Origin of the sequence: Citrobacter sp. Cpo074 (genome assembly GCF_030332745.1) — a bacterium.
GTDB classification, from domain to species: domain Bacteria; phylum Pseudomonadota; class Gammaproteobacteria; order Enterobacterales; family Enterobacteriaceae; genus Citrobacter; species Citrobacter portucalensis.
Genome location: NZ_JAOWHG010000034.1, coordinates 187,787 through 211,839, shown reverse-complemented (window position 1 = coordinate 211,839; position 24,053 = coordinate 187,787). Strand labels below are relative to the sequence as shown.

Annotated in this window: 20 protein-coding genes and 1 other RNA gene; 13 read left to right on the top strand and 8 right to left on the bottom strand. The window is 53.8% G+C overall.

The window, feature by feature from the left end; translation table 11 throughout:
* Positions 1–229: 229 nt before the first annotated feature.
* The 3 genes from yqgB (at position 230) to speB (ending at position 3,473) form a co-directional block, all read left to right on the top strand.
* Positions 230–376: an acid stress response protein YqgB gene (gene yqgB / locus OGX83_RS19135; RefSeq protein WP_071692618.1), complete on the top strand. Its 147-nt coding sequence runs from the start codon at positions 230–232 to the stop codon at positions 374–376.
* On the top strand, positions 369–2,345 hold the full coding sequence (speA, locus tag OGX83_RS19130; RefSeq protein ID WP_071692619.1) for a biosynthetic arginine decarboxylase: 1,977 nt from the start codon (positions 369–371) through the stop codon (positions 2,343–2,345). Before yqgB ends, speA begins: the two co-directional genes overlap by 8 nt.
* Positions 2,346–2,552: 207 nt before the next feature.
* Positions 2,553–3,473 carry an agmatinase gene (gene speB, locus OGX83_RS19125; RefSeq protein WP_003027056.1) on the top strand — a complete coding sequence of 307 codons (921 nt, stop codon included), beginning with the start codon at positions 2,553–2,555 and terminating at the stop codon, positions 3,471–3,473.
* A gap of 99 nt (positions 3,474–3,572) precedes the next feature.
* On the opposite strand, the gene loiP is transcribed toward speB, so the two are convergent.
* Complete coding sequence (gene loiP, locus OGX83_RS19120) at positions 3,573–4,331, bottom strand: metalloprotease LoiP (RefSeq protein WP_003825452.1); 759 nt, start codon at positions 4,329–4,331, stop codon at positions 3,573–3,575.
* 279 nt (positions 4,332–4,610) lie between these two features.
* Between loiP and tkt the strand changes: the two genes are divergently transcribed.
* The 8 genes from tkt (at position 4,611) to srsR (ending at position 14,233) form a co-directional block, all read left to right on the top strand.
* On the top strand, positions 4,611–6,602 hold the full coding sequence (gene tkt / locus OGX83_RS19115) for a transketolase (RefSeq protein ID WP_003825453.1): 1,992 nt from the start codon (positions 4,611–4,613) through the stop codon (positions 6,600–6,602).
* Positions 6,603–7,093: 491 nt separating this feature from the next.
* Positions 7,094–8,122: an erythrose-4-phosphate dehydrogenase gene (epd, locus tag OGX83_RS19110; RefSeq protein WP_008785759.1), complete on the top strand. Its 1,029-nt coding sequence runs from the start codon at positions 7,094–7,096 to the stop codon at positions 8,120–8,122.
* A gap of 39 nt (positions 8,123–8,161) precedes the next feature.
* Positions 8,162–9,325 (top strand): phosphoglycerate kinase, encoded by a 1,164-nt coding sequence (pgk, locus tag OGX83_RS19105; RefSeq protein WP_003027032.1) that lies wholly within the window; start codon positions 8,162–8,164, stop codon positions 9,323–9,325.
* An 88-nt stretch (positions 9,326–9,413) separates the two neighbouring features.
* The gene (gene fbaA, locus OGX83_RS19100; protein WP_003027029.1) at positions 9,414–10,493 is read left to right on the top strand and encodes a class II fructose-bisphosphate aldolase; all 1,080 of its coding nucleotides are present in this window, start codon (positions 9,414–9,416) and stop codon (positions 10,491–10,493) included.
* A gap of 191 nt (positions 10,494–10,684) precedes the next feature.
* A complete protein-coding gene (locus OGX83_RS19095) occupies positions 10,685–11,545 on the top strand; it encodes a small-conductance mechanosensitive channel MscS (RefSeq protein WP_003825461.1) in 861 nt (286 codons plus the stop codon).
* Between the two features lie 192 nt (positions 11,546–11,737).
* Positions 11,738–12,373: an arginine exporter ArgO gene (gene argO, locus OGX83_RS19090; RefSeq protein ID WP_003027005.1), complete on the top strand. Its 636-nt coding sequence runs from the start codon at positions 11,738–11,740 to the stop codon at positions 12,371–12,373.
* A gap of 93 nt (positions 12,374–12,466) precedes the next feature.
* On the top strand, positions 12,467–13,213 hold the full coding sequence (locus OGX83_RS19085; protein ID WP_003825465.1) for an oxidative stress defense protein: 747 nt from the start codon (positions 12,467–12,469) through the stop codon (positions 13,211–13,213).
* Positions 13,214–13,336: 123 nt separating this feature from the next.
* On the top strand, positions 13,337–14,233 hold the full coding sequence (gene srsR, locus OGX83_RS19080) for a LysR family transcriptional regulator SrsR (protein WP_003026999.1): 897 nt from the start codon (positions 13,337–13,339) through the stop codon (positions 14,231–14,233).
* On the opposite strand, the gene scpC is transcribed toward srsR, so the two are convergent.
* The 5 genes from scpC to argP all read right to left on the bottom strand — a co-directional run bounded on the left by scpC (position 14,230) and on the right by argP (position 20,776).
* Positions 14,230–15,696 (bottom strand): succinyl-CoA:acetate CoA-transferase ScpC, encoded by a 1,467-nt coding sequence (gene scpC, locus OGX83_RS19075; protein ID WP_008785758.1) that lies wholly within the window; start codon positions 15,694–15,696, stop codon positions 14,230–14,232. The two genes, srsR and scpC, sit on opposite strands and share 4 nt — an antisense overlap.
* A 24-nt stretch (positions 15,697–15,720) precedes the next feature.
* On the bottom strand, positions 15,721–16,506 hold the full coding sequence (scpB, locus tag OGX83_RS19070; RefSeq protein WP_060683268.1) for a methylmalonyl-CoA decarboxylase: 786 nt from the start codon (positions 16,504–16,506) through the stop codon (positions 15,721–15,723).
* 10 nt (positions 16,507–16,516) lie between these two features.
* On the bottom strand, positions 16,517–17,512 hold the full coding sequence (gene meaB / locus OGX83_RS19065; RefSeq protein ID WP_186413012.1) for a methylmalonyl Co-A mutase-associated GTPase MeaB: 996 nt from the start codon (positions 17,510–17,512) through the stop codon (positions 16,517–16,519).
* A complete protein-coding gene (gene scpA, locus OGX83_RS19060) occupies positions 17,505–19,649 on the bottom strand; it encodes a methylmalonyl-CoA mutase (RefSeq protein ID WP_186413013.1) in 2,145 nt (714 codons plus the stop codon). The genes meaB and scpA overlap by 8 nt, the downstream gene beginning before the upstream one ends.
* A gap of 233 nt (positions 19,650–19,882) precedes the next feature.
* Positions 19,883–20,776, bottom strand: a complete 894-nt coding sequence (argP, locus tag OGX83_RS19055; protein ID WP_003825477.1) for a DNA-binding transcriptional regulator ArgP — start codon at positions 20,774–20,776, stop codon at positions 19,883–19,885.
* Positions 20,777–20,946: 170 nt separating this feature from the next.
* Here argP and rpiA point away from each other — a divergent pair, with 170 nt between their 5' ends.
* Entirely contained in the window at positions 20,947–21,606 is a 660-nt protein-coding gene (rpiA, locus tag OGX83_RS19050; protein ID WP_003825479.1) for a ribose-5-phosphate isomerase RpiA, read from the top strand.
* A gap of 271 nt (positions 21,607–21,877) precedes the next feature.
* Positions 21,878–23,110 (top strand): phosphoglycerate dehydrogenase, encoded by a 1,233-nt coding sequence (serA, locus tag OGX83_RS19045; protein WP_003825480.1) that lies wholly within the window; start codon positions 21,878–21,880, stop codon positions 23,108–23,110.
* Positions 23,111–23,231: 121 nt separating this feature from the next.
* Here the strand turns inward: serA and OGX83_RS19040 are convergent, their stop codons facing one another.
* Both OGX83_RS19040 and ssrS read right to left on the bottom strand, forming a co-directional pair.
* Positions 23,232–23,828 (bottom strand): 5-formyltetrahydrofolate cyclo-ligase, encoded by a 597-nt coding sequence (locus tag OGX83_RS19040; protein WP_003825482.1) that lies wholly within the window; start codon positions 23,826–23,828, stop codon positions 23,232–23,234.
* Between the two features lie 19 nt (positions 23,829–23,847).
* A non-coding RNA gene (gene ssrS, locus OGX83_RS19035) (6S RNA) lies at positions 23,848–24,031 on the bottom strand.
* Positions 24,032–24,053: the final 22 nt, after the last annotated feature.

Sequence of the window (24,053 nt, the reverse complement as noted above, 5' to 3'; positions counted from 1 at the left end):
AGTGAATGAGTCCCCTGAACGTACGAGTAGTACGTGACTGGGGCGAATGAGCGTAGCCAACAAAGAGGCTGCATGAAGGATGAAGTGTATACCCATCTCGGCGTATCTCAGGACTCAAGAGCCGGTAACGGTCACTAAGAACTGAACAAGGGCGCTCTTGGTAAACAAGAGTTTTCTCGTGGTTTCGCCGAACCGTCAGCATTAAGTTCGGTTACGTGTTTACATTGATATGAAAAAGAAACCGGTCGCACAGTCGGAGCGTCAGCACTATCTGCTGCAAATTCTGCCTGTATTTGGGTTGTTATCGCGTCTTCGGATTGCGATAGTAGTCAACTGTTTTACACTTGTTAATAAAATTGAGGTTCGCTATGTCTGACGACATTTCTTTGGGTTCGCCTTCGTCAGCAGGCGAACACGGTGTACTACGCTCCATGCAGGAGGTTGCAATGAGTTCCCAGGAAGCCAGCAAGATGCTGCGTACTTACAATATTGCCTGGTGGGGTAATAACTACTACGACGTCAATGAACTGGGTCACATCAGCGTGTGCCCGGATCCGGACGTACCCGAAGCGCGCGTTGACCTTGCTGAGTTGGTGAAAGCCCGTGAAGCGCAGGGCCAGCGTTTGCCTGCATTGTTCTGCTTCCCGCAGATCCTGCAACACCGTCTGCGTTCGATTAACGCCGCGTTTAAACGTGCCCGTGAATCTTACGGTTACAACGGTGACTATTTCCTCGTTTACCCGATCAAGGTCAACCAGCACCGCCGCGTGATTGAATCGCTGATCCACTCCGGCGAACCGCTGGGACTGGAAGCGGGTTCCAAAGCTGAACTGATGGCCGTTCTGGCTCATGCCGGAATGACCCGTAGCGTGATCGTGTGTAACGGTTATAAAGACCGCGAATATATCCGTCTGGCGCTGATTGGCGAGAAGATGGGCCATAAGGTCTATCTGGTCATCGAGAAGATGTCTGAAATTGCAATCGTGCTGGATGAAGCTGAACGCCTGAATGTCGTTCCGCGTCTGGGCGTGCGTGCGCGTCTGGCGTCGCAGGGCTCTGGCAAGTGGCAGTCCTCCGGCGGGGAAAAATCAAAATTCGGCCTGGCGGCAAACCAGGTGCTGCAGCTGGTCGAAATTCTGCGCGAGCGCGGTCGTCTGGACAGCATTCAGTTGCTGCACTTCCACCTTGGCTCGCAGATGGCGAACATTCGTGATATCGCCACCGGCGTACGTGAATCGGCGCGTTTCTACGTTGAGCTGCACAAGCTTGGCGTCAATATCCAGTGCTTCGACGTGGGCGGTGGTCTGGGCGTGGATTACGAAGGTACCCGTTCGCAGTCTGACTGTTCCGTAAACTACGGCCTGAACGAATACGCCAACAACATCATCTGGGCAATTGGCGACGCCTGTGAAGAACACGGTCTGCCGCATCCGACGGTAATCACCGAGTCTGGCCGCGCGGTTACCGCGCACCATACCGTGCTGGTATCTAACATTATCGGCGTTGAGCGTAGTGAACACACAGAAGCAACGCCTCCGGCTGACGATGCGCCGCGTGCTCTGCAAAGCATGTGGGAAACCTGGCAAGAAATGCATGAACCGGGAACTCGCCGTTCGCTGCGTGAATGGCTGCACGACAGCCAGATGGATCTGCACGATATTCACGTTGGTTACTCTTCAGGTACTTTTAGCCTGCAAGAGCGCGCGTGGGCTGAGCAGCTTTATCTGAACATGTGCCATGAAGTGCAGAAACAACTCGACCCGAGCAACCGTGCGCACCGTCCGATTATCGACGAGCTGCAGGAGCGAATGGCGGATAAGATTTACGTCAACTTCTCGCTGTTCCAGTCGATGCCGGATGCGTGGGGGATTGATCAGCTGTTCCCGGTAATGCCGCTGGAAGGGTTGAACCAGGTGCCTGAACGCCGTGCGGTGCTGTTGGATATCACCTGCGACTCTGATGGTGCTATCGACCACTACGTTGACGGTGATGGCATCGCGACCACGATGCCGATGCCGGAATATGACCCGGAGAACCCGCCGATGCTGGGCTTCTTTATGGTGGGGGCGTACCAGGAGATCCTCGGCAACATGCACAACCTGTTTGGTGATACCGAAGCGGTTGACGTGTTCGTCTTCCCTGACGGCAGCGTAGAAGTGGAATTGTCCGACGAAGGGGATACCGTGGCGGATATGCTGCAGTACGTGCAGTTGGATCCGAATACCCTGCTGACGCAGTTCCGTGACCAGGTGAAAAACACCGATCTGGATACCGAGCTGCAGCAACAGTTCCTCGAAGAGTTTGAGGCCGGTCTGTACGGTTATACTTATCTGGAAGATGAGTAACGATAAATGCCTGCTGGCGCTACGCTTACCGGGCCTACGAAAGTAGGCCGGATAAAGCGAAGCCGCATTTGTGGCACTTACTTGAATCCGTACAAAATAACGGCGATAATTTGCCGTAAATATGCAGTTACCAAATCAATCCCTTCCTCGTCGGGCTTAACGACGCGGAGGGGATTTTTTTTCATCGATTTTTAAAGAGGTCAGTACATGAGCACCTTAGGTCATCAATACGACAACTCCCTGGTTTCTAACGCCTTTGGTTTTTTACGTCTGCCGATGAACTTCATGCCATACGACAGCGACGCCGATTGGGTGATCACCGGCGTACCGTTTGATATGGCAACGTCTGGTCGTGCGGGCGGGCGTCATGGTCCGGCGGCGATCCGTCAGGTTTCCACTAACCTGGCGTGGGAGCATAACCGCTTCCCGTGGAACTTCGATATGCGCGAGCGCCTGAACGTGGTGGACTGCGGCGATCTGGTTTATGCCTTCGGTGATGCGCGTGAAATGAGTGAAAAACTGCAGGCTCATGCTGAGAAGCTGCTTTCTGCCGGTAAGCGCATGCTCTCCTTCGGCGGCGACCACTTCGTCACGTTGCCGCTGCTGCGCGCGCACGCAAAACACTTTGGTAAAATGGCGCTGGTGCACTTTGATGCCCACACCGACACCTACGCGAACGGCTGCGAATTCGACCACGGCACCATGTTCTACACTGCGCCGAACGAAGGGCTGATCGATCCGAATCACTCTGTGCAGATTGGTATTCGTACCGAATTCGACAAAGACAACGGCTTTACCGTGCTGGATGCCTGCCAGGTGAACGATCGCAGCGTAGATGACATCATCGCCCAGGTTAAGCAGATTGTCGGTGATATGCCGGTGTATCTGACCTTTGATATCGACTGCCTGGATCCTGCGTTTGCGCCGGGTACCGGTACGCCAGTGATTGGCGGTCTGACTTCCGATCGCGCGATCAAGCTGGTTCGTGGTCTGAAAGATCTGAACATCGTCGGGATGGATGTTGTTGAAGTGGCTCCGGCCTACGATCAGTCAGAGATCACCGCGCTGGCGGCGGCTACGCTGGCTCTGGAAATGCTGTACATCCAGGCAGCGAAAAAAGGCGAGTAAGTTGTTTTGCCGGATGGCGCTAACGCTTATCCGGCCTACAGCTGGTTGATGTTTGTAGGCCGGATAAGGCGTTCACGCCGCATCCGGCACGATTAACGGTTATTTGATCCCGTCTGCGCTCATGCGATCGCGAATATGTTGCGCACGTTCTGCGGATGCCGGGTGATCGTCAAACATTGAGCTTTGACGTCCAGCTTCCAGTTTGGCCAGTTTCTCAAAGCTGGTGGCTAAACCTGCCGGATTGATCCCGCGTTTGCGCAACAAATCATACGAGTAATCATCCGCCTCGGATTCCTGACGCTGGGAGAACTGCGAGTTCACCAGTTTCTCGCCAAGATCGCCCAATTGCGACTGCGACAGGCTGCCGACAATGCCGCCAGCGGATGCCGCCGCTGCACGTACGGCGTTGGTACCCAGCGCAACCTGCATACCTTTTTTCACGTGACCCAGCGCGACGTGGCCCATTTCATGGCCGATCACCGCTTCGACTTCGTTGTCGGTCATCATATCCATCAGGCCGCTGTACACGCGGATACAGCCGTTTGCCATGGCAAAGGCATTCACATCTTTCGCCATATAGACTTTGTAGTTCACCGGCTGGCCGTTAATGTTATCGCCAAGCGCGGCGGCGATTTTGCCAAGACGCGTTGCGTACTCGCTGCTGGCCGGGGCGATAGTAGCCTTGCTGTCCATATCTTTACAGGCCTGATCGCTCAGCGCTTTTACCTGAGCATCGCTCAGACTGTAGGCCTGAAAAGCCTCCGCGCCAGAAGAAAGCAGTCCGTTGGAGTCCATGTTCTGGCAGCCGGTCAATGCCGCAGCCATGCTCGTAGCAAGCAGTAAAGCGCGAATTTTCATTTTTTCTCTTCCGCACAAAGTCAGGATTATTCTAAAAATTACGTCGTTTGCAGGTGAACCGACGCTCGGCCTAAGTATAAAGAAAAGAACAATACGCGGGCGAGAAGATTGCGCAACTTGCGCGCATGATCCAGAGATTTCTGAAGCGGCAAAAGGATGCTCCATGTACATGACACGCGGCTTGGGTTACATTGTTGGCACTTTTTTCCGGCGTAGCCCAAAACGCGCTGTCGTCAAGTCGTTAAGGGCTCAGCCTTCATTATCCGATCTGGAGTCAAAATGTCCTCACGTAAAGAGCTTGCCAATGCTATTCGTGCGCTGAGCATGGACGCAGTACAGAAAGCCAAATCCGGTCACCCGGGTGCCCCGATGGGTATGGCTGACATTGCCGAAGTCCTGTGGCGTGATTTCCTGAACCACAACCCGACTAACCCGTCCTGGGCTGACCGTGACCGCTTCGTGCTGTCCAACGGTCACGGCTCCATGCTGATTTATAGCCTGCTGCACCTCACCGGCTACGATCTGCCGATGTCCGAGCTGCAGAACTTCCGTCAGCTGCACTCCAAAACTCCGGGTCACCCGGAAGTGGGTTACACCGCGGGTGTTGAAACCACTACAGGTCCTCTGGGTCAGGGTATTGCGAATGCAGTGGGTATGGCTATCGCTGAAAAAACGCTGGCGGCGCAGTTTAACCGTCCAGGTCACGACATCGTTGACCACTTCACCTATGCTTTCATGGGCGACGGCTGCATGATGGAAGGTATCTCTCACGAGGTATGTTCCCTGGCCGGTACGCTGAAGCTGGGTAAACTGGTTGCGTTCTACGATGACAACGGCATCTCTATCGATGGCCACGTTGAAGGCTGGTTCACCGATGACACCGCGAAGCGTTTTGAAGCTTACGGCTGGCATGTGGTCCGTGGCGTTGATGGCCACGATGCTGACGCCATTAAACGCGCAGTTGAAGAAGCACGCGCAGTAACCGACAAACCGTCCCTGCTGATGTGCAAAACCATCATCGGTTTCGGTTCTCCGAACAAAGCGGGTACTCACGACTCTCACGGTGCGCCGCTGGGCGATGCTGAAATCGCACTGACCCGTGAACAGCTGGGCTGGAAATACGCGCCGTTCGAAATCCCGTCTGAAATCTACGCGCAGTGGGATGCGAAAGAAGCCGGTCAGGCAAAAGAAGCTGCATGGAACGAGAAGTTCGCTGCTTATGCGAAAGCCTACCCGCAGGAAGCGGCTGAATTCACCCGTCGTATGAAAGGTGAAATGCCGTCTGACTTCGACGCCAAAGCGAACGAGTTCATTGCTAAGTTGCAGGCTAATCCGGCGAAAATCGCCAGCCGTAAAGCTTCTCAGAACGCGATTGAAGCCTTCGGTCCTCTGCTGCCTGAATTCCTCGGCGGCTCCGCTGACCTGGCACCGTCTAACCTGACGCTGTGGTCTGGTTCGAAAGCGATTAACGAAGATACTGCCGGTAACTACATCCATTACGGTGTGCGTGAATTCGGTATGACCGCTATCGCGAACGGTATCTCCCTGCACGGTGGTTTCCTGCCGTACACCTCCACCTTCCTGATGTTTGTGGAATATGCCCGTAACGCGGTGCGTATGGCTGCGCTGATGAAACAGCGTCAGGTCATGGTCTACACCCACGACTCCATCGGTCTGGGCGAAGACGGCCCGACTCACCAGCCGGTAGAGCAGGTTGCTTCTCTGCGTGTGACCCCGAACATGAGCACATGGCGTCCGTGTGACCAGGTTGAATCCGCCGTTGCGTGGAAATACGGTGTTGAGCGTCAGGACGGCCCGACCGCGCTGATCCTCTCCCGCCAGAACCTGGCACAGCAGGAGCGTACCGAAGAACAGCTGGCAAACATCGCTCGCGGTGGTTACGTGCTGAAAGACTGCGACGGTCAGCCGGAACTGATTTTCATCGCTACCGGTTCTGAAGTTGAGCTGGCTGTGGCTGCGTGGGACAAACTGACTGCCGAAGGCGTGAAGGCTCGCGTGGTTTCCATGCCGTCTACCGACGCGTTCGACAAACAGGATGCCGCTTACCGTGAGTCTGTGCTGCCGAAAGCGGTTTCCGCTCGCGTTGCAGTGGAAGCAGGTATCGCTGACTACTGGTTCAAATATGTGGGCCTGAACGGCGCAATCGTCGGTATGACCACCTTTGGTGAGTCTGCTCCGGCAGAGCTGCTGTTTGAAGAGTTCGGCTTCACCGTAGATAACGTTGTCGCGAAAGCTAAAGAACTGCTGTAATTTCGATTACAGGTGAAAACGGGTCGCTCAGGCGGCCCGTTTTTTTTTGCTTTTCCGCAACGCGCCGCGCGTTGCGCAATCGCACGGCTCAGTCTGCTATCCAGACCGTCTGCGGCATCATTGAAGGGCTCCGGGACTCGGACCTCGCGCTGGTGATTAGATGCAGGTTAGGGGGCTTTCTGATTTAAATCAGGGTGTGTAACACGACAATGAAATAATTTTGCTACGGTTATTCGTCATTCTGGAATATGGAATAAATTTAGCGTTGAAGGGCGTTAAAATGTGACGTAAGTCAGATAACTGTGTTCTGTTGCTGGACAATCATTCCTTTTATTCCGCGTTTCGCTTATTCTAGCTGAAGCGTTTCAGTCGATTAAATGTTCGACAATTAACCAATTAGTCGCAGTTTGCGACAGGTAAGGTTTCCCTGAGCGATTTGCTGCATTACTCTGTCTGCCACATCGTTTCTGAGAAATCCTTGCAGGAGACCTATGACCGTACGCGTAGCGATTAATGGTTTCGGTCGCATCGGACGCAACGTGGTTCGTGCTTTGTATGAATCCGGGCGTCGGGCGGAAATCACCGTGGTGGCAATCAACGAACTTGCGGATGCTGCAGGCATGGCGCATTTGTTGAAATATGACACCAGCCATGGACGTTTTGCCTGGGATGTTCGTCAGGAACGTGACCAGCTCATCGTTGGCGATGACGCTATCCGCATTCTGCATGAGCGAACACTCGATGCACTTCCATGGCGCGAACTGGGTGTCGACATCGTGCTGGATTGTACGGGGGTCTTCGGCAATCGCGAACACGGCGAGGCGCATATTGCCGCTGGTGCAAAAAAAGTGCTCTTTTCACATCCTGGTAGTCACGACATCGACGCAACCGTTGTGTATGGCGTTAATCAGGATCAGCTGCGCGCTGAGCACCGGATCGTTTCCAACGCTTCCTGCACCACGAATTGCATAATACCCGTCATTAAATTGCTGGATGATGCTTACGGCATTGAGTCTGGTACCGTCACCACGATCCACTCCGCGATGCACGATCAGCAGGTTATTGATGCTTATCATCCTGACCTACGTCGCACGCGAGCGGCCAGCCAGTCGATTATTCCGGTTGATACCAAACTGGCGGCGGGCATCACGCGAATTTTCCCGCAGTTTAACGATCGTTTTGAAGCGATAGCGGTGCGTGTACCGACCATAAATGTGACGGCGATCGACTTAAGCGTGACGGTGAAAAAACCAGTAAAAGCCAGTGAAGTCAACCAGTTGCTGCAAAAAGCAGCACAAGGTGCATTTCATGGTATAGTTGACTATACGGAATTACCGTTGGTCTCTGTAGATTTTAACCACGACCCGCACAGCGCCATCGTTGATGGTACGCAAACGCGTGTGAGTGGCGCTCACCTGATCAAAACGCTGGTCTGGTGTGATAATGAATGGGGCTTTGCTAACCGTATGCTCGACACTACGTTAGCGATGGCTGCTATTGGTTTCAGGCTCGACGCTTGAGCGTCGACAAAACTTTATGAATCAACGAGAGGATTCACCATGTCTGTAATTAAGATGACCGATCTGGATCTGGCTGGTAAACGCGTTTTTATCCGTGCGGACCTGAACGTACCAGTTAAAGAAGGGAAAGTAACCAGCGATGCGCGTATCCGTGCTTCTCTGCCGACCATCGAACTGGCCCTGAAACAGGGTGCGAAAGTGATGGTAACTTCCCACCTGGGTCGTCCTACCGAAGGCGAGTACAACGAAGAATTCTCTCTGCTGCCGGTTGTTAACTACCTGAAAGACAAACTGTCTGCTCCGGTTCGCCTGGTAAAAGATTACCTGGACGGCGTTGAAGTCGCTGCCGGTGAACTGGTGGTTCTGGAAAACGTTCGCTTCAACAAAGGCGAGAAGAAAGACGACGAAGCACTGTCCAAAAAATATGCTGCGCTGTGCGACGTATTCGTAATGGACGCTTTCGGTACAGCTCACCGTGCACAGGCTTCTACTCACGGTATCGGTAAATTCGCTGATGTAGCTTGCGCAGGTCCGCTGCTGGCTGCTGAGCTGGATGCGCTGGGTAAAGCACTGAAAGAACCTGCTCGTCCGATGGTTGCTATCGTTGGCGGTTCTAAAGTTTCCACCAAACTGACCGTTCTGGATTCTCTGTCAAAAATCGCTGACCAGCTGATCGTTGGCGGTGGTATCGCGAACACCTTCGTTGCCGCTCAAGGCCACAACGTGGGTAAATCCCTGTACGAAGCTGACCTGGTTGACGAAGCTAAGCGTCTGCTGACCACTTGCGACATCCCGGTCCCGACTGACGTTCGCGTAGCGACTGAATTCTCTGAAACTGCACCGGCTACTCTGAAGTCCGTTAGCGATGTGAAAGAAGACGAGCAGATCCTGGACATCGGCGACGCTTCTGCACAGCAGCTGGCTGACATCCTGAAAAATGCGAAAACCATTCTGTGGAATGGCCCGGTTGGCGTGTTCGAATTCCCGAACTTCCGCAAAGGTACTGAAATCGTTGCTAACGCTATCGCAGACAGCGAAGCGTTCTCTATCGCAGGCGGCGGTGACACCCTGGCAGCAATCGACCTGTTCGGCATTGCTGACAAAATCTCCTACATCTCCACTGGCGGCGGCGCTTTCCTCGAATTCGTGGAAGGTAAAGTATTGCCAGCAGTAGCGATGCTCGAAGAGCGCGCTAAAAAGTAAGCATTTAATGGGCAGGGAAACCTGCCCAATTATTAGCGCGCTTTAGAGCGCGCGCCCTTTCCAAGGCCGAAGATACAGGATTCGTAATATGTCTAAAATTTTTGATTTCGTAAAACCAGGCGTAATCACTGGTGATGACGTACAGAAAGTTTTCCAGGTAGCAAAAGAAAACAACTTTGCCCTGCCAGCTGTTAACTGCGTTGGTACCGACTCCATCAACGCCGTTCTGGAAACCGCTGCAAAAGTTAAAGCGCCGGTAATCGTACAGTTCTCCAACGGTGGTGCTTCTTTCATCGCGGGTAAAGGCGTGAAGTCTGACGTTCCTCAGGGCGCTGCAATCCTGGGTGCTATCTCTGGCGCGCATCACGTTCACCAGATGGCTGAACACTACGGTGTTCCGGTTATCCTGCACACTGACCACTGCGCGAAGAAACTGCTGCCGTGGATCGACGGTCTGCTGGACGCGGGTGAAAAACACTTCGCAGCAACCGGCAAACCGCTGTTCTCTTCTCACATGATCGACCTGTCTGAAGAGTCTCTGGAAGAGAACATCGAAATCTGCTCCAAATACCTGGCGCGCATGTCCAAAATGGGCATGACCCTGGAAATCGAACTGGGTTGCACCGGTGGCGAAGAAGACGGCGTGGACAACAGCCATATGGACGCTTCTGCACTGTACACCCAGCCGGAAGACGTTGATTACGCATACACCGAGCTGAGCAAAATCAGCCCGCGTTTCACCATCGCAGCTTCCTTCGGTAACGTACACGGCGTTTACAAGCCGGGTAACGTTGTTCTGACCCCGACCATCCTGCGCGACTCTCAGGACTATGTTTCTAAGAAACATAACCTGCCGCACAACAGCCTGAACTTCGTCTTCCACGGCGGTTCCGGTTCTACTGCTCAGGAAATCAAAGACTCCGTAAGCTATGGCGTAGTGAAAATGAACATCGACACCGATACCCAATGGGCTACCTGGGAAGGTGTTCTGAACTACTACAAAGCGAACGAAGCTTACCTGCAGGGCCAGCTGGGCAACCCGAAAGGCGAAGATCAGCCGAACAAGAAATACTACGATCCGCGCGTATGGCTGCGTGCTGGTCAGGCAACCATGATCACCCGTCTGGAACAGGCTTTCAAAGAACTGAACGCGGTTGACGTTCTGTAATTTACGCCGTTCTACGTGACATGAGGCCCGCAAATGCGGGCCTTTTTTATTGCCATTTCAATATGCTGCTGGCAGAGAATTCTGTGATCTGTTTGGCAAAATCCAGGTTTATTGTTTACCCTTGTCAGATTGCCAGTCCCGTTGGGACGGCTTTATTTTTCCCATTTGGGTAAGCAAAAAAGGAATATTGAATGGAAGATTTGAATGTTGTCGACAGCATAAATGGTGCGGGCACCTGGCTGGTCCGCAATCAGGAGCTGCTGTTAAGCTATGCCGTCAACATCGTTGCGGCCATCGCCATTGTCATTATCGGTATGATTGTGGCGCGCATCGTATCAAACACCGTTAACCGCCTGATGGTGGCACGTAAAATTGATGCAACCGTTGCTGACTTCCTCTCCGCACTGGTGCGCTACGGTATTATCGCGTTCACGCTGATTGCCGCTCTGGGTCGCGTTGGGGTACAAACCGCTTCTGTGATTGCCGTTCTCGGTGCCGCAGGTTTAGCCGTTGGTCTGGCGCTGCAAGGTTCGCTGTCCAACCTCGCCGCTGGCGTGCTGCTGGTGATGTTCCGTCCGTTCCGCGCAGGTGAGTATGTAGACCTCGGCGGCGTAGCGGGAACCGTACTCAACGTGCAGATTTTCTCCACGACTATGCGTACCGTAGACGGTAAGATTGTTGTGATCCCAAACGGTAAAATCATTGCCGGGAACATCATTAACTTCTCTCGTGAGCCGGTTCGTCGTAACGAATTTATCATCGGCGTGGCTTACGACTCCGATATCGATCAGGTGAAAAAAATCCTCACCGATATCATTCAGTCTGACGAGCGTATCCTTAAAGATCGTGAAATGACGGTGCGCCTGAATGAGCTGGGCGCTTCCTCGATTAATTTTGTGGTACGCGTCTGGAGCAACAGTAGCGATCTGCAAAGCGTCTACTGGGACGTACTGGAGCGTATTAAACGCGAGTTTGACGCCAACGGTATCAGCTTCCCGTACCCGCAGATGGATGTGAACTTCAAGCGTGTGAAAGAGAGCGCGGCAGAGTAATCGCGTGCCCGGTGGCGCTATCGCTTACCGGGCCCGCAGGTTTTGTAGGCCGGATAAGGCGTCAGCCGTCATCCGGCATTTCCCCCCCCTTGGTATTAATTCTTCTTATCCCTGATTAAAATTATCCATTTCCGCTAATGTTTTCCCCGCGCTATAGTCTGCTCCTAAGAGAAACAGTTCGGGATGATTAACGTGTTATCGTATTATTTTCAAGGGCTTGCACTTGGTGCGGCTATGATACTTCCGCTCGGTCCACAAAACGCCTTCGTGATGAATCAGGGGATCCGTCGCCAGTATCACATCATGATTGCTTTACTCTGCGCTATCAGCGACTTAGTGCTGATTTGCGCGGGGATCTTTGGCGGTAGCGCCTTGCTGATGCAGTCACCATGGCTGATGGCGCTTGTCACCTGGGGTGGGGTGGCATTTTTACTCTGGTACGGTTTCGGGGCGTTAAAAACGGCGATGAGCAGTAACCTGGAACTGGCCAGCGCCGAGGTGATGAAGCAGGGACGCTGGAAAATTATCGCTACTATGCTGGCGGTGACATGGCTCAATCCCCATGTTTACCTGGATACCTTTGTGGTGCTTGGGAGTCTGGGAGGCCAACTGGACGTTGAGCCTAAGCGCTGGTTTGCGCTGGGTACTGTCAGCGCTTCGTTCCTGTGGTTCTTCGGCCTGGCATTGCTGGCGGCCTGGCTCGCTCCGCGTTTGCGCACTGCTAAAGCACAGCGGATCATCAATACCCTGGTAGGATTGGTGATGTGGTTTATCGCTTTTCAGTTGGCAAAAGAAGGTGTTGCGCACGTTCATGCGTTGTTCAACTAAGTGTTGTCTGATGGACAACGCAGCGAGATCGGCTAAGCTTGCCTGCATGTGCCCTGAGTTTCGGGGTAATTAATGAAACATGGAGGAACGACCGTGAAGTTCAAAATAATGGCCCTGGCGGCATTAGTCGGATTCAGCGCACTATCGGTACAGGCAAATGAGTTGCCAAATGGACCGCACATCGTGACTTCCGGAACGGCAAGCGTGGATGCGACACCAGACATCGCTACTCTGGCGATTGAAGTGAATGTAGCTGCAAAGGATGCGGCTTCAGCGAAGAAGCAGGCTGATGAGCGCGTGGCGCAATATCTGTCCTTCCTTGAACAGAACCAGATAGCGAAGAAAGATATTAGCGCGGCAAACCTGCGCACCCAGCCGGACTACGACTACCAGAATGGTAAAAGCGTCCTTAAAGGCTATCGTGCGGTACGTACCGTTGAGGTCACGCTGCGTCAGTTGGACAAACTCAATGCGCTGCTCGATGGTGCACTGAAGGCCGGTCTGAATGAGATCCGTTCGGTATCGCTTGGCGTTGCCCAGCCGGATACTTACAAAGATAAAGCGCGTAAAGCAGCAATTGATGATGCTATTCATCAGGCTGAGCAGTTAGCTGCGGGCTTTAACAGCAAACTGGGGCCCGTTTACAGCGTGCGTTACCACGTTTCCAATTATCAACCGAGCCCGATGGTACGGATGATGAAAGCAGATGCAGCACCTGCGACATCCGCTCAGGAAACCTACGAACAGCCGGTTATTCAGTTTGACGATCAGGTTGATGTGGTCTTCCAGATTGAGCCGACGGCGGGGCAACCAGCAGCAACGCCAGCCAAAACCCAGTAATCATTGCAGACCCGGCTTTCCAGCCGGGTTTTTTCTGTGAGCAACTGTAAAAATGAGACCCTACATCCAGTCTTTTTTTTCGCCGTAATGAGGATAGGCCATAGCGATTTTTAAGGGGACGCTATGGATATTTTTATCTCGAAAAAGATGCGTAATTTCATTCTGCTGGCGCAAACCAATAACATCGCCAGAGCGGCAGAAAAAATACATATGACCGCATCGCCTTTCGGTAAAAGCATTGCCGCACTGGAAGATCAAATCGGCTATACGCTGTTTACCCGCAAAGATAACAACATCAGCCTGAATAAAGCCGGACAGGAGCTGTATCAGAAACTGTTTCCCGTTTATCAGCGCCTTTCTGCCATTGATAACGAAATCCATAACGCCTCTCGCCGTTCGCGGGAAATCGTCATCGGGATCGACAATACCTACCCAACGATTATTTTTGACCAGTTGATTAGCCTTGGTGATAAGTATGACGGCGTGACGGCTCAGGCCGTTGAATTCAGCGAGAATGGGGTGATTGATAACCTGTTCGATCGCAAACTGGATTTTATTATCTCGCCGCAGCACGTTTCCCCCCGCGTCCAGGAACTGGAGAATCTGGCGATTAGCGAGCTGCCCCCGCTGCGTCTGGGGTTTCTCGTTTCCCGGCGCTACGAAGAAAAACAGCCGCAGGATCTGCTGCGCGAGCTGCCCTGGCTGCAAATGCGCTTCCAGAATCGCGCCAACTTTGAGGCGATGCTGGATGCATACATGCGGCCCTGTGGGATCAACCCGACGATTATCTACCGTCCGTACAGCTTTATGGCCAAGATCAGCGCGGTAGAGCGCGGGCAGTTTTTGACGGTGATCCCTCACTTCGCCTGGCGGCTGGTGAACCCGTCGACGCTAAAGTATTTCGATGCGCCCGGCAGCCCCATGTATATGCAGGAGTTTCTCTATTCGCTGAAAAATCATCGCTATACCGCCACTATGCTCCAGCATATTGCTGAAGATCGTGACGGTAGCGCAAGTTAGCCGAGCATCGATCCAGTCTCGAGAAGGTTGCGATGCAGATCGAACGCATGGCTGAGATCGTGATGAATATGCCCGCCGGGCGCTTTCTCCAGATAGCGGTGCAGATAATCCCGGTAAAGAGGGTGCGCACAGTTATCGATAATCGTGTGCGCCCGCTGCATCGGAGATAGCCCACGCAGATCGGCAATCCCTTGTTCGGTCACGATCACTTTAACGCTATGTTCGCTGTGGTCGACATGGCTGCACATCGGTACGATGGTGGAGATTTTCCCGCCTTTGGCAATCGACGGCGCCATAAAGATAGACAGGTAGGCGTTGCGCTCGAAATCCCCGCTGCCGCCGATGCCATTCATCAGGTTCACCCCCGCAACGTGCGTGGAATTGGCATGGCCGTAGATATCAAACTCCAGACCGACGTTGAGCGCAATAACCCCCAGCCGACGGATGATTTCCGGGTTATTGGAGATCTCCTGCGGGCGTAGCACTATCCGGCTGGCGAAGAAGTCCATGTTGTCGTAAATCTTCTGTAGCGACGGGGCTGAAATGGTCAGGCTGGAGGCGCTGGCACCTGTTATCTTGCCCGTTTCCAGCAGATGCACCACCGACTCTTGCAACACCTCCGAATACATCATAAAGGGCGGGATATCCGGGTTCTCGCCCAGTCGCGCCATTACCGCGTTGTTGATATTGCCCACGCCGCTTTGTAAGGGCAGAAACTCAGCTGGAATACGTTTGTGGGCCATTTCTGCCAGCAGGAAAGTGACTACGTTATCGGCAATTTGCTGGCTGACCGGATTGGTTTTATCCGCCGCATTTCCGGCATCGGGCAGCTCGGTATCCACCACCGCAACCACCTTTTTGGGATCTATCTGCACGCACTGGCTGCCTACGCGATCCATGGTATGAAAAATGGGTACGCTGTTACGCCGTGGTGGCGCACCGGGTATCACGATGTCGGCAAACTCCGCCACACGCGGATTATGGTAATGATTCAGCTCGATTATCACCTTTTTCGCCCGCAGCAGCCAGGTGGGGGCATTGCCAATACCGCTGGAAAGCCAAATCCGGCCATCTGGCGCGATGGCGGAGGCTTCAATGACGGCAACATCGATTTCGCCAAAAAAACCGTAATTAACCATTTGCGCCACTTCACTCAAATGGAGATCGACAAACCTCACCTGGCCCTGATTAATTTTCTCGCGCAGGCCCGTTGACGTTTGATAAGGCGCACGCCAGGAAACGGCATCCGCCGCGGATAGAACATCATCAGCGGCGGCGCCAATTGATGCTCCGGTCAGCAGGCGGATCTGAAAAGGCTGCCCGTTCTGATGCCGTTCGCAGGCGCGTTGGGCAATTGCGCTGGGTAACGCTTTGGGTGAACCCGCAGGGGTAAAGCCGCTAAACGCCACCATATCATCGTGCTGGATAATTTCTGCCGCCTGTTCGGCGCTCATCCGTTTCATGGCCGTCTCCTTCCTCGGACGTGATTAATGGCCAACAAAATTTGGTTTACGTTTTTCCATAAACGCGTTCATCCCTTCCTGATAATCCTCGCTGTCGTACACCGCGCGGCGCATGCCCTGAATACGCTCGAACTCATCAGAATTCATGGTGTGCGCTTCACCCAGCACGCGCAGTTCTTCTTTGATGACGGCGATGGCCAGCGGCGCTTTTTCCGAGATGTGGTGCGCCATTTGCAGAGTGAAATCTTCCAGTTCCTCGACGGGCACGACATGGTTAAGGATCCCGACCGCCATGGCGCGTTGAGCGGTGATGGGCGAAGCGGTAAAAATCAGCTCTTTTACTATGTGAAAACCAGCGTCGCGGGTCAGGTTGTGGATGCCCACCAGGTTATATGGCACACCGAGGTTGACCGGGGTCATCGAGAAAGTGGAGGTATTGGCTGCAATGATCAGATCGGAACTCATGATCATCTCAAACGCGCCGCCCCAGACGCTGCCTTCGACCATGGAGATCACCGGCTTCGGGTATTTTTGGATCATACGGGTTATCTGACGCAGCGGATCGTCATAAGAGAGCGGATCGCGACGTCCGGTCGGGAGTTCATGAATATCATGCCCGGCAGAAAACACTTTGGCCCCGCTTGGAGCGCGCAGAATGATGCAGCGAATGTCTGCACGATTGAGATCGCTCAGCGCCTGCATCAGATCGTCAATAAACACTTTACTCAGGGCATTGAGCTTGCGGGCGTAATTGAACTCAATAACCGCGACTTTCTGGATGATGACCACGTTGACGTATTGATAAGACATAATGTTCTCTTTATTGAAAGTAATGATGCTGAATAAATTCGCTGATGTGCCGCAGACCGGTGCGCGGCGAAAGATCATTGTTTTTGACGGCCTGAAGCGTCTGCTGGAAATAGCGGTCGAAATCAGTGCGGGCAAACAACAGATGCAGGGCTTCTTCTTCAGCCTGTTGGTGTAACCAGTCCACCGCCTGCTGCTGGCGAACTTTTTCCAGTCGGCCGCTGGCGGTCAGGCACGTTTTAAAGTCGCTAATCGCCTGCCAAACCTCCTCGATACCGCGTTTTTCCAGGGCGCTACAGGTCAGAACCCGCGGCTGCCACTCGTCATATTTGCGGCGCAGAATATGCAGGGCGGATTCGTACATATGGCGGGCAATGGCAACGCTGGTATGGTTATCACCGTCGTCCTTATTGATGACGACCAGATCCGCCATTTCCATCAGTCCTTTTTTGATGCCCTGTAAATCGTCGCCACCGCCAGCGATTTGCAGTGAGATAAAGCAATCCACCATGCCTGCGACTTCGGTTTCTGACTGTCCTACGCCGACGGTTTCTACAATCACCACGTCAAAGCCAGCCGCTTCGCACAGCAGCATTAATTCGCGGGCACGGTGGCTGGCACCGCCTAAATGACCGCAGGAAGGGACCGGGCGAATAAACGCAGATTCGGCGCGGGCCAGCTCCGTCATGCGGGTTTTATCGCCAAGAATGCTGCCGCCGCTGACCGGGCTGCTGGGATCGACGGCGATCACCGCCACCCGTAATCCGTGGTGGATGAGCAACATGCCGAATGCTTCCAGGAAAGTGCTTTTGCCCGCGCCCGGCGTACCGGTGATCCCCAAACGCAGGGCGTTACCGGTGAACGGCATTATCGCGTCCAGCAATTGCGTACTCAGTGGCTGGTGGCGCGGGTGGTTGCTTTCGACCAGCGTCATCGCCTGGGCGAGCGTAGCCCGTTCGCCGAGTCGCAAACGGCGGACGGTATCTTCAAGCGTGGCGGCGTTAATCATGATGCTGACTGATACGGGTTAACACATCGCGGACGCTGTCGAGCATTGGCGTGCCGGGACCATAAATGGCTGCCACGCCATGTTCGTGCAGGAAGGCGTAATCCTGTGGCGGAATAACGCCTCCTGCTACCACGCAGATATCTTCACGCCCCCATTTTTTGAGTGCGGTAACCAACTCAGGAATCAGCGTTTTATGGCCAGCCGCCAGTGACGATGCGCCTATTACATGCACATCGTTTTCTACCGCCAGACGGGCGATCTCTTCCGGAGTGGAGAACATCGGGCTGAGATCGACATCGAAACCGAGATCGGAATAGGCGCTGGCGATCACCTTCGCGCCGCGATCGTGGCCGTCCTGACCCATCTTGGCGATCAGAATACGCGGGCGGCGGCCATTTTCCGCGAGGAACTGCTCGGTTTGCGCAACGATAGCGTCAAACTCATCGGCGGATTTGTCTGACTGATGATAGCTTTGCGCAATCACGCCGGTGACGCAGTGGCTGGGAACCAGATACCGATCAAAAGCGACTTCCAGCGCGTCGGAGATTTCACCGAGCGTGGCGCGAACGCGAGCGGCGTTGACGGCAGCAGCCAGCAGGTTTTCATTATGCTGCGCGGCGTGGGTCAGTGCCGTGAGCGCGGCTTTAACGGCATCGTTGTCGCGGGTGGTGCGGATATGTTTCAGCGAGGCAATCTGCTCGTTGCGCACCTTCACGTTGTCGATCTCCAGTACCGACGTCTCGTCTTCTTTATCCAGCTTGTACTTATTGACGCCGACGATAACGCGCTTACCCTGGTCGATCAGCGACTGTTCACGCGCGGAAGCTTCTTCGATCATCCGTTTAGGGAGCCCGGCTTCGATCGCTTTCGCCATGCCGCCTGCCTCGTCAATCTGTTTGATGATCGTGCGTGCCTGCTTCACAATTTGATCGGTGAGTGACTCGACGTAATACGATCCGGCCAGCGGATCAACGGTGCGGCAGATCTCTGATTCTTCCTGAATGATGATTTGCGTATTACGCGCAATACGGGCGGAGAAATCGGTGGGCAGACCGAGCGCTTCATCAAAGGCGTTGGTATGCAGCGACTGGGTACCGCCAAGCGTAGCGCCGAGTGCTTCAATGGTAGTACGCACCACGTTGTTGTACGGGTCCTGCTCGGTCAGGCTCCAGCCGGACGTCTGGCAGTGGGTACGCAGAGCGAGAGATTTCGGGTTGGTCGCACCAAAGCTGCTGACCGCTTCACTCCACAAATAGCGCGCCGCGCGCAGCATGGCGACGTTCATAAACAGATCCATGCCGATGCCGAAGAAGAACGACAGGCGCGGGGCGAAGTCATCAATTTTCAGTCCGGCGGAGAGTGCGGCTTTGATGTATTCAATACCGTCTGCCAGCGTAAACGCTACCTGCTGCACGCAGTTCGCTCCGGCTTCACCCATGTGATAGCCGCTGATGCTGATGGTGTTAAAGCGCGGCATGTTGCCGGAGCACCAGGCGATGATGTCGGCGATAATGCGCATGGACGGTTTTGGTGGATAAATGTAGGTGTTGCGGCACAGGTACTCTTTCAGAATATCGTTCTGAATGGTCCCGGTGAGTTGTTCCGGCGTTACGCCTTGTTCTTCTGCAGCGACGATATAAAACGCCAGCACCGGCAGAACCGCGCCGTTCATGGTCATCGATACTGACATCTTATCCAGCGGGATCTGGTCGAACAGTATCTTCATATCTTCGACGGTATCGATCGCCACGCCCGCTTTGCCGACGTCACCCGCCACGCGCGGGTTGTCAGAGTCATAGCCACGATGGGTGGCAAGGTCAAAGGCGACGGAAAGCCCTTTTTGCCCGGCGGCGAGGTTGCGGCGGTAAAAGGCGTTGGACTCTTTGGCGGTAGAGAAACCGGCGTACTGACGAATGGTCCACGGCTGCGCGGTATACATGGTGGCGCGCGGGCCACGCACGTAAGGCGGCAGGCCGGGAAGGGTGCCCGTGACTTCCAGATTATCGAGGTCCGCTTCGGTGTACAGCGGCTTGATGGCAATCCCTTCCGCCGTCTGTCTTTCCAGCGACTCGACGGTTTTTTCCCGTCGACTGAGTTCTTTATTGGCGAGTGTTTGCCACTCCTGCACGTTTGCCATTTTTTGCTCCGTATTACGCAATAAGTTGAATCTTTGCGAATACGGTGAGCTTTTTCATTTGGCTTGTCGCCAGCAAAAAATAGCCAACAGGGCGTCGTTTTTTGCCGCGTGGCGTGTTTGATTTTGTGATTTATTTCAAAGACGTGGCGGGAATAGCATGAAAAGAGGGTAAAAGGCTTGTCGGCCGGATAGGGCGTTACGCCACCATCCGGCACTCAGAGGTTATGAGCGGTTTAATCCTGACGCAGTACGTTGTGACCATAGGCCAGCAGCGCATCGGTGACGTTGCGCATCATGCGGCTTTCCGGTGCAAAACGGTGCCAGTACAGCATCCGGCGCTGGAACAGACCTGGCGTTAAGTCGATAAGCTCACCGCTTTCCAGTTCTTTCTCAATCTGCAAGTGGGGGATCATGCAGCAGGTCGTTCCCTGGCGCGCCAGTTGAACGAAGGCTTCAGACGAGTTAACGATATGGCACGGCACGCTGCCTGGCGGCAGGTCGAAGTTTTGTTGCAGGAACGCCTGGTGCATATCATCAAGATGGTCAAACGCTACCGCCGGGGCTTTCAGCAGGGCAGAGCGGGTGACGCCGTTAGGGAAATAACGCTCGGCGAAAGGTTTGGATCCAACAAACAGGTAGTCCAGCGCGCCGAGTTTATCCACCAGACAGCTTGGCAGCGCCTGATGTTGAATACTCACCGCACCGACCACTTCACCACGACGCAGACGTTCCTGAGTTCGGGTTTCATCCTCAACCTGCAGGTTCAGCCGAATCGGCGAATTTGCCAGTACCGGAGCTAGCGCCGGAAGCAACCAGGTCGCCAGACTGTCGGCGTTCACCGCCAGTGAGAGCAGCAGCGGCGTCGAGCCGGTTTGTTCATCACCCAGCCACTCGTCTTCCAGCAGTTCAACCTGGCGCAAAAGCGCCAGTAGTTTCTGCCCCTGTTCGGTTGGGCGTGGTGGTACGGTACGCACCAGCAGCGGTTGTCCGAACATATTCTCAAGCTGTTTTATGCGCTGTGAAACCGCGGATTGCGTGATGCACAGCTTTTGCGCCGCGCGCTCAAATCCTCGTTCACGAATAACCGCATCCAGTGCTTGTAGTGTTCTGTAGTCCGGACGTTTCATTGCTTTGACGCACTCCTGAAAATTTTGCTTGTTCTGCACTATGACACAAATTTAGGTTGGGTAAAGACGAAATCCGCCGCTTGCGAGCGGGTGTGGGAACATTTTTCTGCACAATGTTCTATAATGCGCGTGAATTTTCCCACCATATTCACACCACAGGCGAAACGATCATGACGCAGGATGAACTGAAAAAAGCAGTAGGATGGGCGGCACTTCAGTATGTACAGCCCGGTACCATTGTGGGCGTAGGTACAGGTTCAACAGCCGCACACTTTATTGATGCGCTGGGCACAATGAAAGGTCAGATTGAAGGTGCGGTATCCAGTTCGGACGCTTCAACCGAAAAACTCAAAAGCCTCGGTATCCACGTGTTCGATCTTAACGAAGTGGACAGCCTCGGCGTATACGTTGACGGCGCGGATGAAATCAACGGCCACATGCAGATGATCAAGGGCGGCGGCGCAGCGTTGACCCGTGAAAAAATTATTGCTTCCGTGGCGAAGAAATTTATCTGCATTGCCGACGCGTCCAAAGAAGTCGATATTCTCGGTAACTTCCCGCTGCCGGTTGAAGTGATCCCAATGGCGCGCAGCGCTGTGGCTCGCCAGTTGGTGAAGCTGGGCGGTCGTCCTGAATACCGTCAGGGCGTAGTGACGGACAATGGTAACGTGATCCTTGATGTACACGGTCTGGAGATCCTCGATGCCATCGCGATGGAAAACGCCATCAATGCAATTCCGGGCGTGGTAACCGTCGGTCTGTTTGCCAACCGTGGTGCGGATGTTGCGCTGATCGGTACGCCAGACGGCGTGAAAACTATCGTAAAATGATCTGACGGGAGTGTCTTCTCCCGTTAAAAAAATTTTGGCAGGGCAAATTTGGTGACTTGTGTCACGTTTATAATATTGTCCTGCCGATCTCTCCAAAGAAAAAGTTATCGCCAGTATTTTCCTCTGACATTTCTCTCTGAATGACATTTCTTCAGCACGGCGACGCAAACGTTCATATTGCCGCAATATTATTTTTTGATATGTTGAAGAGACGGATGAAAATCCCACACACAACACATCAGTTTGAACAAAAAAAGACAGGGTCGGGGAAATGGCAAAGGTATCACTGGAGAAAGATAAGATTAAATTTCTGCTGGTTGAAGGCGTGCATCAAAAAGCGCTCGAAAGCCTTCGTGCAGCAGGTTATACCAACATCGAGTTTCATAAAGGCGCTCTGGACACTGAACAACTGAAAGAGTCCATCCGTGATGCCCACTTCATTGGCCTGCGATCCCGTACCCATCTGACTGAAGATGTGATTGACGCCGCAGAGAAACTGGTCGCGATTGGCTGCTTCTGTATCGGCACCAACCAGGTTGATCTCAGCGCTGCGGCAAAGCGCGGTATCCCCGTGTTTAACGCACCATTCTCTAACACACGTTCCGTTGCGGAACTGGTGATTGGCGAACTGCTGCTGCTGCTACGCGGCGTACCCGAAGCAAACGCCAAAGCACACCGCGGCGTGTGGAATAAACTGGCTACCGGCTCGTTTGAAGCACGTGGCAAAAAACTGGGGATCATCGGCTACGGCCACATTGGTACTCAGTTGGGCATTCTGGCGGAATCGCTGGGGATGCACGTCTATTTCTATGATATTGAAAATAAACTCCCGCTCGGCAACGCCACGCAGGTGCAGCATCTTTCCGACCTGCTCAATATGAGCGACGTGGTCAGTTTGCACGTACCGGAAAATGCCTCCACCAAAAATCTGATGGGCGCGCGTGAGATTGCGTTGATGAAACCAGGAGCGCTGCTGATTAACGCCGCACGCGGTACAGTTGTTGATATTCCTGCGCTGTGCGACGCGTTAGCGACCAAGCACCTGGCAGGGGCAGCAATCGACGTATTCCCAACCGAGCCGGCAACCAACAGCGATCCTTTCACTTCGCCGCTGTGTGATTTCGACAACGTGATCCTGACGCCGCACATTGGTGGTTCAACGCTGGAAGCACAGGAAAACATCGGTCTGGAAGTGGCTGGGAAACTGACCAAGTATTCCGACAACGGCTCTACGCTGTCTGCTGTTAACTTCCCGGAAGTTTCGCTGCCGCTGCACGGCGGCCGTCGTCTGATGCACATTCACGAAAACCGTCCGGGCGTACTGACTGCGCTGAACCAGATTTTTGCCGAGCAGGGCGTCAACATTGCCGCGCAGTATCTGCAGACTTCCGCACAGGTAGGTTACGTGGTTATTGATATTGAAGCGGATGAAGATGTGGCAGAGAAAGCGCTGCTGGCGATGAAAGCCCTTCCGGGAACCATTCGTGCTCGTCTGCTGTACTGATTTCCTCTACATGGGCAGGCGGTTGACCTGCCCATCTTTCCTCTGATTTCCCGGCCTCAAAATCTCTTCCTGTAACGCATACATTCTGTTTTCGAGCCTTGCCGCAATCGGCAAAAAACGGCTACCACTCCCAGATTTTGGACGGCGTCACCACCGCAGGCAGCGGGATATCCCATTCTTCGACAGGCAGCTTTTCCACTCGCTGACAATCGTGCGCGTAGCCTACGGGCTGGATCTTATGCTGCTGCCAGTTTTGAAGCGTCCGATCGTAAAATCCGCCGCCCATACCCAGGCGTTGCCCGACCTCATCAAACGCCACTAACGGCGTAATCAGTACATCCAGCTGTGAGAGCGGCAATACGTCACGTACATCAAGTCGTGGTTCCTGGATCTTTAAGCGATTGGTTACCAGGTCGCTGTGCGGATGATAATGCAGGAACAGCAGGTTGCCAGGGCTGAAGGGATGAAGAACCGGAAGATAGACGCGCTTGCCCGCTCGCCACAGCTGATCTATTAGCGGCTGGGTATCGAGTTCGCCATCGAACGAGAGGAATACCGCCACGGTATGAGCGAGTACAACAGGGGGATAACTGAGCATTCGGGTCGCGGCTTGCTGACCGTATTGTCGTTGCTGTTCGGAAGTAAGCGCGCGACGACGCTGCCGAATTAGTTGACGGATTTCTTGCCGGGATAAAGGGAGTTCAGAAAGTAATGTCATGGCTGTTGCCAGGTAGAAGGGAATCTCCGAGATGCCGCCGCAGGCTGTAACCCTTGAACCCTTGGTTCAAGGTGAATGCGTCGTCACAGTTTTAAGGCTTCTCGGACGGGCCGAGCATGCTCACCAACCGTGGAGCGCCACATTCTTGTGGTATGAAATATCGGCTCAGGGGACTGGCCCGCTTGCAAACATCTCAGAGAAATTTTGTCTTCACGGTCACTCTAC